16 protein-coding genes and 2 tRNA genes are annotated in these 14,280 nt (G+C 69.0%); 13 read left to right on the top strand and 5 right to left on the bottom strand.

Annotation, left to right across the window (positions count from 1 at the left end):
- Positions 1-141 precede the first annotated feature (141 nt).
- Positions 142-1,497, bottom strand: a complete 1,356-nt coding sequence (locus tag NVV57_05560) for an MFS transporter (protein ID MCR6712180.1) — start codon at positions 1,495-1,497, stop codon at positions 142-144.
- 651 nt (positions 1,498-2,148) lie between these two features.
- On the opposite strand from NVV57_05560, the gene NVV57_05555 reads away from it, so the two are divergent.
- The 8 genes from NVV57_05555 to NVV57_05520 all read left to right on the top strand — a co-directional run bounded on the left by NVV57_05555 (position 2,149) and on the right by NVV57_05520 (position 7,541).
- Complete coding sequence (locus tag NVV57_05555; protein MCR6712179.1) at positions 2,149-2,484, top strand: hypothetical protein; 336 nt, start codon at positions 2,149-2,151, stop codon at positions 2,482-2,484.
- Complete coding sequence (locus NVV57_05550) at positions 2,481-3,248, top strand: glycerophosphodiester phosphodiesterase (GenBank protein MCR6712178.1); 768 nt, start codon at positions 2,481-2,483, stop codon at positions 3,246-3,248. The genes NVV57_05555 and NVV57_05550 overlap by 4 nt, the downstream gene beginning before the upstream one ends.
- A gap of 84 nt (positions 3,249-3,332) precedes the next feature.
- On the top strand, positions 3,333-4,115 hold the full coding sequence (locus tag NVV57_05545; GenBank protein ID MCR6712177.1) for a DUF3566 domain-containing protein: 783 nt from the start codon (positions 3,333-3,335) through the stop codon (positions 4,113-4,115).
- Positions 4,116-4,199: 84 nt separating this feature from the next.
- Positions 4,200-4,273, top strand: a tRNA-Ile gene (locus NVV57_05540).
- Positions 4,274-4,412: 139 nt separating this feature from the next.
- Positions 4,413-4,488 (top strand) — tRNA-Ala (locus tag NVV57_05535).
- Between the two features lie 18 nt (positions 4,489-4,506).
- Complete coding sequence (locus tag NVV57_05530) at positions 4,507-5,094, top strand: GyrI-like domain-containing protein (GenBank protein ID MCR6712176.1); 588 nt, start codon at positions 4,507-4,509, stop codon at positions 5,092-5,094.
- A gap of 42 nt (positions 5,095-5,136) precedes the next feature.
- Entirely contained in the window at positions 5,137-5,727 is a 591-nt protein-coding gene (locus tag NVV57_05525) for a GNAT family N-acetyltransferase (protein ID MCR6712175.1), read from the top strand.
- A gap of 17 nt (positions 5,728-5,744) precedes the next feature.
- The gene (locus NVV57_05520) at positions 5,745-7,541 is read left to right on the top strand and encodes an ATP-binding protein (protein MCR6712174.1); all 1,797 of its coding nucleotides are present in this window, start codon (positions 5,745-5,747) and stop codon (positions 7,539-7,541) included.
- Here the strand turns inward: NVV57_05520 and NVV57_05515 are convergent.
- Positions 7,474-8,241, bottom strand: a complete 768-nt coding sequence (locus tag NVV57_05515) for a hypothetical protein (GenBank protein ID MCR6712173.1) — start codon at positions 8,239-8,241, stop codon at positions 7,474-7,476. The genes NVV57_05520 and NVV57_05515 overlap by 68 nt on opposite strands.
- 83 nt (positions 8,242-8,324) lie before the next feature.
- Complete coding sequence (locus NVV57_05510) at positions 8,325-8,495, bottom strand: hypothetical protein (protein ID MCR6712172.1); 171 nt, start codon at positions 8,493-8,495, stop codon at positions 8,325-8,327.
- A gap of 87 nt (positions 8,496-8,582) precedes the next feature.
- Between NVV57_05510 and NVV57_05505 the strand changes: the two genes are divergently transcribed.
- Positions 8,583-9,125, top strand: coding sequence for a peptidylprolyl isomerase (locus NVV57_05505; protein ID MCR6712171.1), 543 nt, complete (start codon positions 8,583-8,585; stop codon positions 9,123-9,125).
- Positions 9,126-9,131: 6 nt separating this feature from the next.
- Positions 9,132-9,953, top strand: coding sequence for a rhomboid family intramembrane serine protease (locus NVV57_05500; protein ID MCR6712170.1), 822 nt, complete (start codon positions 9,132-9,134; stop codon positions 9,951-9,953).
- Between the two features lie 213 nt (positions 9,954-10,166).
- On the opposite strand, the gene NVV57_05495 is transcribed toward NVV57_05500, so the two are convergent.
- A complete protein-coding gene (locus NVV57_05495; GenBank protein MCR6712169.1) occupies positions 10,167-10,421 on the bottom strand; it encodes a cell division protein CrgA in 255 nt (84 codons plus the stop codon).
- A gap of 143 nt (positions 10,422-10,564) precedes the next feature.
- Between NVV57_05495 and NVV57_05490 the strand changes: the two genes are divergently transcribed.
- From NVV57_05490 to NVV57_05480, 3 genes are read left to right on the top strand one after another with little or no spacing between them, the layout of a single operon-like run.
- On the top strand, positions 10,565-11,398 hold the full coding sequence (locus tag NVV57_05490) for a class E sortase (GenBank protein ID MCR6712168.1): 834 nt from the start codon (positions 10,565-10,567) through the stop codon (positions 11,396-11,398).
- Positions 11,395-11,559: a hypothetical protein gene (locus NVV57_05485; protein MCR6712167.1), complete on the top strand. Its 165-nt coding sequence runs from the start codon at positions 11,395-11,397 to the stop codon at positions 11,557-11,559. The genes NVV57_05490 and NVV57_05485 overlap by 4 nt, the downstream gene beginning before the upstream one ends.
- The gene (locus tag NVV57_05480; GenBank protein ID MCR6712166.1) at positions 11,559-12,179 is read left to right on the top strand and encodes an aminodeoxychorismate/anthranilate synthase component II; all 621 of its coding nucleotides are present in this window, start codon (positions 11,559-11,561) and stop codon (positions 12,177-12,179) included. Before NVV57_05485 ends, NVV57_05480 begins: the two co-directional genes overlap by 1 nt.
- A gap of 10 nt (positions 12,180-12,189) precedes the next feature.
- Here NVV57_05480 and pknB read toward each other — a convergent pair whose 3' ends face one another.
- The gene (gene pknB, locus NVV57_05475) at positions 12,190-14,268 is read right to left on the bottom strand and encodes a Stk1 family PASTA domain-containing Ser/Thr kinase (protein ID MCR6712165.1); all 2,079 of its coding nucleotides are present in this window, start codon (positions 14,266-14,268) and stop codon (positions 12,190-12,192) included.
- Positions 14,269-14,280: the final 12 nt, after the last annotated feature.

Raw genomic sequence — 14,280 nt, 5'->3', positions numbered from 1 at the left:
GCGTCAGTCTCGCCGTCGCCGGTCCGGAGCGCCCTAGTGGAGCGATGGTTCCATACGAGGAGAGAGCACCTGGAACTCACACTCCACTCCCTCGCGCGAGCGCGCCAAACCCGGAACTGAGGCTCCACTCGGCGGAGGGTGCTACTCCGCGAGCACCGGCCGCGCGGCGTCGCCGCGGTCGGCGGGCGTGCGCACGAACAGCAACAGCACCAGCCCGGCCAGCACCACGGAGATGATGCCGAGCGTCCCCCACAGCGTCACCCCGGTCGCCACGATCATGACCGTCCACGCGCCGGGTGACAGGAACGACGCCGCACGCCCGGTGGTGGCGTACAGCCCGAAGATCTCGGACTCGCGACCCTGCGGCGAAACGCGCGCGAGCAGAGATCGCGATGCGGCCTGGGCCGGCCCCACCATTCCGGACAGGACCAGGCCGAATACCCAGAACGTGATGTTCCCGAGTCCGTGCAGGAACGCGACGCACAGCCCGGAGACCACGATCACCGACAGCGACACGATGATGACCTGCCGCGGGCCCACGCGGTCGTCGAGCCGGCCGGCGATGATGGTGCACACTCCCGCGACCAGGTTCGCGGCGATGCCGAAGAGGATCACATCGGTATCCGCGAAGTCGTACGCGCGCGCCGCAATCACGGCTCCGTACGCGAATACCCCAGCCAGCCCATCGCGATAGACCGCGGACGCGAGAAGGAACCACAGCGTCGGGCGGGCCTCGTGCCACAACTGGCGCACGTTGTGCCACAGCAGCACGTACGCATGCAGGATCCCGCCGGAGGCGCCTCGCGGCGCGGCCTCCGCCTCGGGCACGAACGCGAAGAGCGGCCACGCGAACAGCAGCGTCCACACCGCGCAGCCAACGGCGATGAGCCGATACGCCATGCCATTGGAGGTGTCCATGCCAAACCACTCGAGCTTGTCGAGCACCACCACCAGCACCAGCGCGACGATTCCGCCCAGATACCCAAGCCCCCACCCGAGCCCGGAGACGCGCCCCATCGTGCGCGGGGTCGAGACCTGCACGAGCATCGCGTTGTAGTTCACGCCCGCGATCTCGCTGATGATGGCGCCAACGGCGATGATCCCCACGCCAAGCGCGAAGTACGCGGGCGCGGCCTGCACAAAGAACAGCGCGAGCATCGTGATGACGAGCGCCACGGTCATCCACCACAGCCAGCGCTTGCGGCGACCGGTGCGGTCCGCGATCTGGCCAAGCACCGGCGCCACGAGCGCCACGCCGATCCCCGCGATCGTCATCGCGAGCCCAAGCCCCGCGGTGAGCCTCGCGACCCCGGCGTCATGGTCCTCACCCGGCCGGAAGAAGTCGTCGCTCGTGAGGTACAGCGCCGTGAACACGAACGTGATGATCACCGAGTTGAACGGCTGCGTTGCCCAGTCCCACAGCGCCCACGAGATCACTCGCTTGCGGGGAATGCGGCCTTCCTCGGCCGCGATCGTCGTCATTGACGCTTCGCTCATGGCGCCAGTGTTCCGCATCCGGGTGAACGGCGGGTGGCGGCGCGGCTAGATTCGTGTCGTGGACTTCCAGCCCGACGTTCTGGCCGGCTTCAGCGCGGCAGCCGTCGCCAGCGTCACCCCTGCCCGCATCACCCTCGTGCGGCCCGACGCCGTTGTCGCCTCTCCCCGCGCAGCGGTTCTGCACGTGCACGGGTACAACGACTACTTCTATCAGCCGGAGCTCGCGGAGTTCTTCGCGGGACTGGGCCTGGCGTTCTACGCGGTGGACCTGCGAAAGTCCGGTCGCTCGCTCAAGCCGGGCGAGCACCCGCACGACATGGCGGACCTCGCCGAGCAGGGCGACGACATCCAGGCTGCCGTCGACGCGATCACAGACCTTCATCCTGGGCTACCGCTCATCGTGCACGGTCACTCCACCGGCGGACTGGCCACGGCGATCTGGGCCGCGGACCGCCCACCCGCGCAGCTGGTGGCCGTGATCCTCAACTCGCCGCTGTTCGGGCTGCAGATGAACCGCCGCGACCGTGCGTCGATGCGGGCGCTACCGCTGCTCAACAAGGTGGCACCAGGGGCGAAGGTCGCCAGCCGGCCCGCGGTCTACGCCAAGTTCCTGCATTCAAGCGGCGGCGGCCCCGCCGAGTTTGACTTCGCGTGGAAGACGCCCACGGGTGTGCCGCCAAGGCCCGCTGGGTCGCGGCGGTCAATCGCGGCTGGGCACGCATCGACGCTGGCCTGCCCATCTCGGTGCCGACGCTCGTCGCGCGCAGCGACTCGTGCGGCCCCGAGCGCGACGACAATCCGCGCATCATGGAGCAGGACGTCGTCATCGACACGGAAGCGATCGCGCTCGCGATCCCCAAGCTGGGCCCCAACGTGCGAGAGCTGGTTGTCGTGGGCGGGATCCACGACCTCAGCCAGTCGGCGCCCGGCCCGCGCAAGGCGTACTACGACGCCGTCGCGGCCTTCATCGACGAGGTGCTCGGGTGACACACCCCTACTTCGAGACCGGCGGCGCGATCGCGGCGCTCGCGCACCGCGGCTTCAGCCGCGAGGGCCTCGAGAACTCGATGGCGGCCTTCGCGGCCGCGGTGGACCTTGGCTATCAGTTCGTCGAGACCGACGCCCACGGCACCCGCGACGGCGTTGCGGTCGCGCTTCACGATGCGAGCCTCGACCGCACCACAGATTCCAAGGGCAATGTCGCGGACCTGCCGTGGTCCGTGGTCAAGGAGGCGAAGATCGGCGGGGTCGAGCCGGTCCCGCTCTTCGAGGACCTGCTCGGCACCTGGCCGCACTTGCGCGTCAACGTAGACGTCAAGGCGGTGAGCGGCATCGAGCCCATCGCCAACGCGATCGAGCGCACCAAGTCGCATGATCGCGTGTGCGTCGCCTCGTTCTCGGCGGCCCGACGGCGGGCAACGGTCAAGCTGCTGTCTCGCCCAGTCGCGACATCAGCGGGCACGGGTGAGTTCGGCCGCTTCTGGGCTGGGGCCGGCGTCGGTCTCTCCGGGCGCAGGCCCATCGCGCACGTGGACGCACTCCAGGTGCCGTGGAAGGTGGGCCGCACCACGGTGCTCGCCCGCCGTCACATCGACCGTGCGCACGGCGAGGGCCGGTCCGTCTACGTGTGGACCATCAACGAGCCCGCGGACATGGAGACGCTCCTCGACATGGGCGTCGACGGCCTCGTCAGCGACCGCGCCGACCTGCTCAAGGATGTGCTCATCGCGCGCGGTCGCTGGCTCGCTTGACGCGCCAGCGCTTGGGCATCGCGGAGCGCCCAGGTACCCTTGGAACCTGATCGCCTCAGTCGGGGCGCACGCAAGGAGACGTTTATGGCCGCGAACGACAGCGGAAACCTCTACACCCCACCGGTCGCCGGAACCGATCCGACGCCCACCGCAGAGACCCCCCGTCGTTCTGCCTTCCGCCCCATCAACTCGACCGCAGCGCCAACTGCGGCGCCCACCGCCGCCCCAGCGGCTCGCCCGACGGCAGCGCCAACCGCCACGCCCGCTCGCAGCCAGCCCGCCAACACGTCGTTCCAGTGGGCCCCAAGCGCGCCCGCCGCGGACGCGACGCCCGCCGTCGGCACCGTGACCGCGCCCACGCGCCCCGCAAACCCGGCCCCAGCGTCGGGCGGGGAAAGCGGTGGCGCGTTCTCGCACGCAACCGAGGCCGTCAAGGGATTCGCGGTGCGCGCGAAGAACTCGCTCACCGAGGGCGACGACCTCACAGCCTCCAACAAGCGCGGCGGCCCCCGCAAGGCGCGCGTATTGGTGAGCCGCATCGACCCGTGGTCCGTGCTGAAGATCGGCTTCCTGCTGTCGATCGCGGTGGGCATCATGATGGTGGTCGCGGTGTTCGTGCTGTGGAACGCGCTGAACTCGTTCGGGCTGTTCACGCTCATCAACGACTGGGTCGCCAAGCTGTTCGAGGGCGAGCAGCCCGTGGACATCACCAAGATCTTCGAGCTCAACAAGGTCATGTCCGCCACGATCCTCGTCTCGGTGATGAACGTGGTGCTGCTCACCGCGCTGTCCACGATCGCCGCGTTCCTGTACAACACGGTGTCGTCCGTGGTGGGTGGCGTGTACGTCACCCTCACCGACGACTGACCCGGCCCGACGCTGCCGTCGGCGCTGGTTTGAGCGCGAGGGTGGGTCTCGGGTACAGTTGCTCGTCGCGGCTTGCGCCGCAAAGGGCCCATAGCTCAGGCGGTTAGAGCGCTTCGCTGATAACGAAGAGGTCGGAGGTTCAAGTCCTCCTGGGCCCACGGGGTGAGGTGATTGTCATGAAGAAGGCTCTGCTGATAGCGGCCGGCGTTGCCGCAGTGGTCGTCGTCGTTCACCTGCTCACGTCCTCCTCCGACCGTGACCTGTGGGACACCGTCCTGGACGAGGTCTAGCCCGCAAGGGGCCTTGGCGCAATTGGTAGCGCACCTGCTTTGCAAGCAGGGGGTTAGGGGTTCGAGTCCCCTAGGCTCCACCACCGCAATACGCTGGCCGTATGGCCGCGATCGACTTCAAGAAGACCTCGGATTCGTACCAGGCGAAGCACGGCGCATTCCGGATCCTCGAGGTCCCTCCCATGCAGTACCTCATGGTCGACGGTCACGGCGACCCCAACACGTCGCCCGAGTACGCGGCGGCGATCCAGGCCCTCTACCCCGTTGCCTACAAACTGAAGTTCGCGTCCAAGAAGCAACTGGGGCTCGACTACGTGGCGCCGCCCCTGGAGGGCCTGTGGTGGGCCGATGACATGAGCGCATTCGCAAGCGGAGACAAGTCCGCATGGGACTGGACCGCGATGATCATGACTCCCGACTGGATCACTGCCGAGATGTTCGAGGACGCGCGGGAGTCTGCGCAGGCGGGCCGCGTGCGGCTCGAGACGCTCGGAGAGGGCCGGGCCGTGCAGACCCTCCATGTGGGTCCCTACGATGCCGAGGGACCGGTGCTGGCGCGGATGCACGATGACTTCATCCCGGCCAACGGCTTGATGATGACCGGCACGCACCACGAGATATACCTGAGCGATCCGCGACGGGTCGCCGCCGACAAGCTCCGCACCATCCTGCGTCAGCCGGCAGCGTGACCCAGCCACGCCGTCGGGCCTGGTAGTAAGTACGATTGCCCCATGGGATTTGCTGAGACCCCCACGCTCGCGAACGCGCACGTGACCCTGGAGCCGCTGTCCCAGTCCCACGCCGCCGACCTCGCGCGAGCGGCCGCCGAGGGCGACCTGTGGCAGAAGGCCTGGTACACGACCATCCCGGCGCCCGACGCTGTGGCGGCTGAGATCGACCGCCGCCTTGGGCTGCAGGCAGAGGGCAGCATGGCGCCGTGGGCGATCGTCTCGGCGGAGACGGGCGCGGCGGTTGGCGTCACCACGTTCCTGCACATCGACGAGCGGAATCGCCGCGTGGAGATCGGCTCCACGTGGGTGGCGTACTCAGCGCACGGCAAGCGCATCAACCCCTCCGCGAAGCTGCTGCTCCTCACCCGTGCCTTCGAGGACCTGGGCTGCATTGCCGTGGAGCTCCGCACGCACGCGGCCAACGCCCAGTCCAGAGCGGCGATCGCCAAGCTCGGCGCCACCCAGGACGGGATCCTGCGCAAGCACCAACTCTGGGGTGACGGGTTCCGCGACACGGTGGTGTTCTCCATCCTGGACACGGAGTGGCCCGCCGTGCGAGCGGGTCTCGAAGCCCGGATCGCGGGTCAGTGATGGCTCACGAAGCGAGCATGCGGGACGCCGCGGACGCGGCGGATGCGCGCGGCTTCGTGGGGAGAACCGCCGAGCTCGAGGCCATCGACGACCTCCTGTCACCCGCCACCTCGTCGCGCATCCTCTATGTCTACGGCCCCGGTGGCATCGGCAAGTCAGCGTTCTTGCGGGCCGCGGCCCGCAGGGCGATCGCGGCCGGCCACGCGGCCGCCATCCTCGACGCGCGCTCGCTGCCGATCGACCTGGACCTGCTGCGCGCGCGCGTGCTTGAGGCGGCAGGCACCGCGCGGGTGCTCGTCATCGACGAGGCGGACACGCTCGGCTCCGCGCTTCCGCCACTGCGGGACGGGCTCCTGGACGCGCTGCCGGAATCGGCGCGACTCATCCTCGCCGGCCGTCTCGCGCCCCAGCCAACGTGGCGCGAGGGCGGCCTGCACGCGATCTTCTCCGACCTGCCGCTGACGCCCCTGCCACGAGAGGACGCCGACGCCCTCCTCGCCCAGCGCGGCGTGGACTCCCCTGAGCGCAAGGAGCGGCTGCTGCAGTGGGCGGCCGGTAGCCCGCTGGCCCTCACCGTCGGCGCGTCGCTGCTTCCGGACTCGAACGCCGGCGATCTTGGGGCCGAACTGGAGCGGCGCCTCACCCAGTGGCTCGAGGGCGAGGAGACGCTCAACATCGACCCCGAGGTGCTCGCCGTCGCGGCGCTCACCCGCACCGTGGACGCGCGCCTCCTCGCGGCCGCGCTGCCCGGCCGTTCCACGCGCGATGGCCTGCAGCGGCTCGGCGAGCTGCGGGTCACGCAGCGACTCGGCGGCGGCATCACCCTCCACCCCGTGCTCGCCGCGACCATCAAGGAGCGGCTCAAGGACGAGTCCCCGGCGCGGTACCGGGTGCTCGCCGCGCGCATTGTGGACCACCTCGCCACCCGGGCCCGGCTCGGCGACATCGAGGCTCTGCTCGAGATGACGCTGTTCATCGAGTCCGAGCAGCTGAGGGCCATCATCGGCATGGAGGCGAGCCCCACCCACTACGCGGACCGCCCGCACGAGGGCGAGCTCGCTCAGTTCGCTCGCCTCAACGGCTTCGACGCGCAGCCCGGCTGGGCGGCGATGACCCAGTTCGTGGCGCTCCCGGGCGGCGTCGACCTCGTCATGCGCCGCAATGACGGCGTGCCCATCTTCTTCGGCGTGCTCCGGCGGGTGAGCGATCTGCCGGACTCCCCACTCGGCCGCGACCTCGCGGCGGTCGCGCACGCGAAGGGGGTGGATCCCGAGCTGTGCTTCGCGGGCATCGTGCTGTTCGCAGAGGCGCCGACCGCGGACAGGGCCGAGGCCACGCGCATCTCGATCGGCGCGTTCATGCGTCGCCACCGCGTGGCGACCATGGAGGCCGTGATCATCCACTACCCAGAACCGGCCCGACGCCCCGATGACTCGATCTCGCTGCTCGCCAAGCCTGTCGACGGCCCGTGGGAGCACGAGATCTTCTTCAGCGAGTTCCGGCCAGGCGGCGCGGTGGCGTTCGTGGAGCGGGCCGTGTTCGCGGACCTGGGCGTGGCGCCGCCCGACGCTTCTCTCGCCGACCTCCTGGCGGCCGACGATGACCCCGCCCGCCAGGAGCGCCTCACCCGGGTGCTCGATGCCGTGTTCGCGGACACCGTGGAGGACCGACGCCTGCGCCAGGCGGTCGAGATGACGCACCTCAGCCCTCGCCGCGGCGAGCAGGAATGCCTGGACACGCTCCACGTCAGCAGGGCAACGTGGTTCCGCCTGCTGCGCGAGGCGCGCGAACGCGTGCTGGCCTATCGGGAGTAACCCAGCTCCAGCGTCGGGCCTGGTAGTTAGGCCTTTGGCGTGCGCGGCTTGCGAGCGGCGGCTTCTTCACCGGCGTTGGCTCCACGTGCTCAACCGGCGTGAGGCCGTCCTCGCCGCTGCCGCCCTCGTCCTCCCAGACGTCCTCCGCGTCATCGAAGGCCTCCGCGAGACCGGCCGCCGCCTTGTCGCGAGCGTCCACGGCCGCCTCCTTGACCTTCTTGGCCTCGGCAACCGCGGTGTCCTTGACCTTGCTGACGGCTGGACCGGCGGCCTCGGCCACCTTCTTGGCCTCGGCGACGGCCGTGTCCTTGACGCGCGTTGCGGCGGGGCCGGCCTTCTCCGTCACCACCTCGGCGGCGGCACTCGCCGCGGCGCTCGCGGCAGCGGCCGCTCGCTTCGCGGCATCGGTGGCCGCGTCCGCGGCACGGTTGACCCCGTCACGGAGCTGGTCCTTGAAGCCGTTGTCGTCGGCGAACTCCCATTCGTCGTCCTCGCCGGCCCACGTGTCGTGGCCCGGGTCGCGACGCGCCCACACCACGAGCGCTGCGGTGGCGGCGCCGATGAGCATCGCGGGGATCACGACCTTGGGCCACACGGACCGGTGCTTGGACTCTTCGTCCGCGTGAGCCGCGGAGTCGACGGCGGCGAGCACGGCCGGGATCGCGGCGCCGACAACCGCCGCGTGAATCGCATCGCTCACGTCGGCCGCGCGGCTCCCCGCGCGGCGCACCAGGGGCTCGGCGTGGCGAGCGCTAGAGGCGTACAGGTGCTTGGCTCGCGGGCCTAGCCACTCCCTCGCCTGCTCAACCTGCGGGCGGCCCAGTCCTTGGCGCGGGCGGCCGCTTGCGCGGCCGCTGCTGCGGCCTCTCCGGCCGCAACCTTCGCTGCCGCCGCGGCCTCCGCCGCCTGCTTCTGGTACTCCTTCGCGGCCTTGTGGGCCTTCGCGCTGTCCATGGCTTTCCCTTTCCTAGCCTTGACCGTTCCTTTGTCCATCGTGCCACGCAAACCGGCTCATTGCGAGGCCGTGGAACAATGGCCTGTATGAAGGCAACGATCGAGACCACCGAAGGTGACATCACTGTTGAGCTCTACCCCAACCACGCGCCCGTGACGGTCGCGAACTTCGTTGGGCTCGCCACCGGCGAGAAGGAGTGGAAGGACCCGGAAACGGGCCAGCCAAGCCACGAGCCCCTCTACAACGGCGTGGTGTTCCACCGCGTCATCGACGGGTTCATGATCCAGGGCGGCGACCCGCTCGGCACCGGCACCGGCGGCCCGGGGTACACGTTCGACGACGAGATTCACCCCGAGCTGCGCTTCAGCGAGCCCTACATTCTCGCGATGGCGAATGCCGGCAAGCGCCTCAACCCCATCACGGGCCAGGTAGGCGGCACCAACGGCTCGCAGTTCTTCATCACCGTGGGCCCAACGCCGCACCTCAACGGCGCACACACGATCTTCGGCAAGGTCGCCGACGACGCCTCGCGCGCCGTCGTGGACCGCATCGCGACCACCGCGGTCGACGGTCGTGACCGCCCACTTGAGGACGTCCTGATCACCGGCATCACCGTCACCGACGACTAGCCCGCCATGAACAGCACGCCCGACGCTGGGGCCGGGTACGGCGCTTCGGCGCCACCGGTCTGCCCTCGCCACCCGGACCGCATCTCCTATGTGACGTGCCAGCGGTGCGGGCGGCCCGTGTGTCCCGAGTGCCAGCGCCCGGCTCCCGTGGGGATCCAGTGCGTCGACTGCGTGCGTGAAGAGGCGGCGCGGCGGGGTCCCCTGCTCAACCGGCTGGGATTCGTGTCCGCCCAGGGCACGCCGTGGGTGACGTACGGGCTGATCATCGCCAACGTCGCGGCGTACATCATCGGGATGTACGTGCTCGGGTACCAGCGCTGGGTCATCGATTGGGCGCTGTGGCCGGGATTCACCGACAGCGTGTTCGGCGTCGGCACCGAGCCGTATCGCTGGGTATCGAGCGCCTTCCTGCACTTTGGACTGTTCCACATCGGCATGAACATGCTGGTGCTGTGGCAGTTCGGTACGCAGCTGGAGCCCGCGCTCGGGCGGCTGCGCTTTGGCCTGATCTATGTTCTGTCGATGCTCGGCAGCTCGGCGATGATCGTCTTCATCGGGGGCAACGGCGAGTCGCCCCATGGTGGGGCGTCCGGCGCGATCTTCGGACTCATCGCCGCGTTCGCCGTTGTGCTCATCAAACTGAAGATGCCCGCTCAGGGCCTCATAGCGTCGGCCGGAATTTGGCTTGTCGCTGGATTCTTCATCGGTGGCATCTCCTGGCAGGGCCACCTCGGCGGCGCGATCACGGGCGCCCTGGTCATGTTCGTGATGCTGCGGGGCGTCGAGAAGCGACAGGCCAAGCGCAACGAGCGAATCACACCGGTGTAGTTTTCCCCAGGGTTGTCCCCACCCGGGGATAACTACATGGGTGTAACTAGCTCACGGGTGCGAGCCCACACAAAGCGCCCACACCGTCCCGTACGCACATGAGCGCTGCCGTCCACGCCCTTTACGTACATGACGGTCGGATTCTGGCGCCGATCCAGCGCCTATGTGCGTACGGCAGGAGTCGCGGGCGGGCGCACCGGGCGAAGCCGCCGGCTACTTCCAGCGGGTGAAGAGGAGCATCGACGACATCAGCAGCACGAAGCCGATGCCGATGTTCCAGTGATCAATGCCCGGGATCGGGTAGTGCCCCTTTGAGATGTAGTACACGATGATCCACGCCGGGCCGAGCACCAGCAGCGTCACGGCGGTGGGCAGCAGCCACTTGGGGTTCTCGGCGTGCACCTTGGCGGCGCTGCGGGGCACCTTGACGGACTGCTTCTTGGTGTCGCGCTTCTTCGATACGGGCACGGCTGGACTCCTCTTGCGGCTGAATGCTGGGCACAAGCGTACCTGGGGTGGCGCGCTGGTGGATTCTGCCGGGTGCCACGTCAGGGTTGGGTGCGTCACAGCCTTCATGACCGCGTCCGGGCGTCGCGTACCCTTGTAGAGCCATGGAAACAATCGCCGACACTGACGCGACGCCTGACGCGACGCCTGACGCGACGCCGGAATCGAAGCCGGCCAAGGCGTCGGGCACCGGGTCACGCGTCGTCGCGTTGCTCGGCGAGCTCATGATCATCGTGGGCGCGCTGATTGGCCTGTACGTGGCGTGGCAGCTGTTCTACACGGACATCGAGGCCAACTCGATCCAGGCGGACGCCGTGCAGGAGCTGCCGTGGGCGTACACGCCGGACAACACCTCGCCCATCTCCGCGGGCGATCCCACGAGCGACCAGCCGCAGACCATCCCCAACGAGCTCAAGCTGTCCCCGGACACGGCACCCGTCATGGACGAGCCCAAGTTCGGCAAGACCTTCGCCACCTTCTACGTTCCGCGCTGGGGCGAGGACTACGTGAAGCCCATCTCGGAGGGCGTTGACCGGCACAAGATCCTCGATCGCCTCGGCATCGGCCACTACCCCAACACCGGGATGCCCGGCGAGCTCGGCAACTTCGCGATCAGTGCGCACCGCACCACGTACGGCAAGCCCTTCAACCGCATCGCGGAGATCAAGAAGGGTGATTACCTGGTAGTCCAGACCAAGGAGGCCTGGTACGTGTACCGGGTGACCGGCCACGAGATCGTGAAGCCGACCGCGGTCAAGGTGATCGCCCCCGTGCCGAACCACCCGGGCGCCGCACCAGACGACCACTACATCACGCTGACCTCGTGCCACCCGATGTTCTCGGCGGCGGAGCGCTACGTGGTCCACGGCGTGCTCGAGTATTGGAGCCCCGTGGGCAACGGCGTGCCGGAGGAGCTCCTCGAGGTGCCGGCGTCATGATCTTCCCCGCCATCTGGGCCATCCTCCCCGGCCCGCGCTGGGTCAAGGCGCTCACTCTGACGATCGCACTTGCGGCGATCGTGTTCGTGCTGTTCCAATGGGTCTTCCCCTGGGTGTCGGTCACCTTCAACATCCAGGACCAGAGCGTGGGAGACCAGTGATGACGCGAATCCTCGTGATCGACAACTACGACTCGTTCGTCTACACGATCGTCGGCTACCTTCGCCAGATGGGCGCGGAGACCGAGGTGGTGCGCAATGACGCCCCCCACGCGCCCGTGAGCGAATACGACGGCGTGCTCGTCTCCCCCGGCCCCGGCACCCCCGCGGAGGCCGGGTCGTCGATGGACGTGATCCGCGACTGCGCCGAGGCCGGCGTGCCGATGCTCGGCGTGTGCCTGGGCCATCAGGCGCTCGCCGAGGTGTACGGCGGGGTCGTGTCCCACGCCCCGGAGCTCATGCACGGCAAGACCTCGCAGGTGGAGCACCACGGCGACTCGGTGCTCGTGGGCCTGCCCACGCCGTTCACGGCCACCCGGTATCACTCGCTCGCGGTCGAGAACCCCACGGTCCCCGACGAGCTCGAGGTCACCGCAACCACGGCGTCGGGCATCATCATGGGCCTGCAGCACCGCGAACTTCCGCTCACGGGCGTGCAATTCCACCCCGAGTCCGTGCTCACCGAGGGCGGCCACCGCCTCCTCGCCAATTGGCTTGAGGTGTGCGGCATGCCCGACGCTGAGGCCAGGTCCGCCGGCCTCTCGCCTCTAGTGCGGCGATAGTCAGGGCGCCCTACGGCGTTGTTGTCGGATCGGGTTCTGGCGGCCCGGTAGAAACGAAGATCGTGACCGGCTGACCGAGCTTGAGCGAGATCCCGGCGTCGGGGCTCTGCGCGTACACATTGCCCGCCGGCTGATCCGCCGAGGTGCCCGTCTTCACCGTCACCTTGAATCCCGCGTCGGTCAGTGTGCTCGTCGCGTCGGACTGCGACTTGCCAACGACGTTGGGGACCTCGGCCGTAGTCGGCGTCGACGCCACGGTGATCGTCACCGCGGTTCCCACGTCGACCTTGCCGGGCGCAGGGCTCTGCTTGTAGACCTGGCCGTCGGGGTACTTGGACGTCTCGACGCGCTTGGTCGTTACCGAGAGGCCAAGGTCGCCGAGTGTGGTCCGGGCCTCGTCCTCCTGCATGCCGGTGACGTCCGGCAGGTCAACCTGGCCGCTCGCGATCAGGAGCCTCACCGAGGAGCCGCTCGCCACGAGAGTGCCCGCCGCCGGGTCCGTACCCGTGGCGAGGTCCTTCTCGACGTCTGGCTGCGAGTCGTCGGGATCCACGCTTTCGATCACAAGACCCTGATCCTGTAGCGCTTTTATCGCGTCCTCTTGGCTCATACCGGAGACGTCGGTGATCTCCACTTCGCCCGGCCCGTCGGAGAGGTACACGGTGACGGTGCCGCCTGGGGCGACCATCTCGCCCGCCGCGGGGTCCGTGCGCGTCACGAGGTCCTTATCCTGCGCGTCCGAGGCCTCCCGCTGGATGTCGGCCGTCAGGCCAAGGCCGTCGAGATACTGCTTCGCTTGGTCCTCGGTGAGGCCGGCGAGGTCCGTGAGAGGCCCGACGCTCGCGCTGGGTTCGGGCTCCGCGGCACCATCGCGCGTGAAGAGGAAGATCGCGAAGACGATCAGCAGCGCCGCGAGAGCCGCGCCCCCCAGCAGCCAGTAGCTGCGGCGCCTGCGCCTGCGGTCCTCGTCGTCATCGTCGTCGAGGGTCGGGTCGAGCGGTTGCGCGACGATCTCCGCCGGCGCCACCGTCGCCGGGGCCACGTTCGCCCACGGTGACTGTGCGGGCATCACCTCGGTCGCACCCGTCTCGACCACGGCGGGCATGGCCTGGGTCGGCTGCTCGGCGATCGCCGTCTTGTCATCCATGAGCGCGGCCGCACCGAGGCCCGCGGCGGCACCAAGGCCGGCAGCGGCGCCGACGCCGATCGCTCCCGTGGACGGGTCAACGGGATCGCCGGAGCTGAACGCACGCAGGTCAGCGAGGAACTCGCTCGCGCTCGAGTAGCGCTCGTTGCGGTCCTTCGCGAGGGCGCGCAGCACGATCTGGTCCAGCTCAGGCGGAACGTCTGACGCGTACTGCGATGGGCGCGGCGGAGCTTCGCGAACGTGCTGGTACGCGACCGAAACGGGCGAGTCGCCCACGAACGGCGGGCGTCCCGTCAGCAGCTCGAACAACAGGCAGCCGGTCGAGTACAGGTCCGATCGCGCGTCGACGTGCTCGCCGCGCGCCTGCTCGGGCGACAAGTACTGAGCCGTGCCGACGACAGCCTGCGTCTGCGTCATCGTCTGCCCAGCGTCGGCCAGTGCGCGGGCGATGCCGAAATCCATGACCTTGACCGCGCCTGTGGGTGTGAGCATGACGTTGGCCGGCTTGATGTCGCGGTGGACCAGGCCCGCGTGGTGCGAGTAGTCGAGCGCGGACAGGACGCCGGAGACGATCTCGACGGCCTCGTCGATGGGGGCGGCGACGTCTCCCTTGAGGATCTCGCGGACGGTGTGGCCCTCGACGTACTCCATGACGATGAACGGCACGGCCTGCGGGACGCCCGTAGAGCCCACGATGGTGTCCTCGCCCGTGTCGTAGACGGCGACGATCGCCGGGTGGTTGAGCCCGGCCGCGGACTGGGCCTCGCGGCGGAAGCGGGTCTGGAAGCTGGGGTCGCGGGCGAGGTCGGCGCGCAGAATCTTGACGGCGACGGTGCGGCCAAGGCGCGTGTCGTAGCCGATGTGCACCTCGGCCATGCCGCCACGCCCAATGAGGTCGCCGACCTCGTACCTGCCCGCGAGAATCTTCGCGTCGTCGCTCATCGCCCGTCCCTC

Source organism: Demequina sp. (assembly GCA_024707205.1).
GTDB lineage: Bacteria > Actinomycetota > Actinomycetes > Actinomycetales > Demequinaceae > Demequina.
This window is presented reverse-complemented; position numbering and strand designations above follow the sequence as displayed.

Bases quoted from the DNA above. Each gene is read 5' to 3' on its own strand.
- NVV57_05510 (MCR6712172.1), bottom strand. From the start codon at position 8,495: ATGGACAGCGCGAAGGCCCACAAGGCCGCGAAGGAGTACCAGAAGCAG.
- NVV57_05545 (MCR6712177.1), top strand. From the start codon at position 3,333: ATGGCCGCGAACGACAGCGGAAACCTCTACACCCCACCGGTCGCCGGA.
- NVV57_05485 (MCR6712167.1), top strand. From the start codon at position 11,395: ATGATCTTCCCCGCCATCTGGGCCATCCTCCCCGGCCCGCGCTGGGTC.
- NVV57_05490 (MCR6712168.1), top strand. From the start codon at position 10,565: ATGGAAACAATCGCCGACACTGACGCGACGCCTGACGCGACGCCTGAC.
- NVV57_05500 (MCR6712170.1), top strand. From the start codon at position 9,132: ATGAACAGCACGCCCGACGCTGGGGCCGGGTACGGCGCTTCGGCGCCA.
- NVV57_05520 (MCR6712174.1), top strand. From the start codon at position 5,745: ATGCGGGACGCCGCGGACGCGGCGGATGCGCGCGGCTTCGTGGGGAGA.
- pknB (MCR6712165.1), bottom strand. From the start codon at position 14,268: ATGAGCGACGACGCGAAGATTCTCGCGGGCAGGTACGAGGTCGGCGAC.
- NVV57_05530 (MCR6712176.1), top strand. From the start codon at position 4,507: ATGGCCGCGATCGACTTCAAGAAGACCTCGGATTCGTACCAGGCGAAG.
- NVV57_05480 (MCR6712166.1), top strand. From the start codon at position 11,559: ATGACGCGAATCCTCGTGATCGACAACTACGACTCGTTCGTCTACACG.
- NVV57_05525 (MCR6712175.1), top strand. From the start codon at position 5,137: ATGGGATTTGCTGAGACCCCCACGCTCGCGAACGCGCACGTGACCCTG.
- NVV57_05505 (MCR6712171.1), top strand. From the start codon at position 8,583: ATGAAGGCAACGATCGAGACCACCGAAGGTGACATCACTGTTGAGCTC.
- NVV57_05560 (MCR6712180.1), bottom strand. From the start codon at position 1,497: ATGAGCGAAGCGTCAATGACGACGATCGCGGCCGAGGAAGGCCGCATT.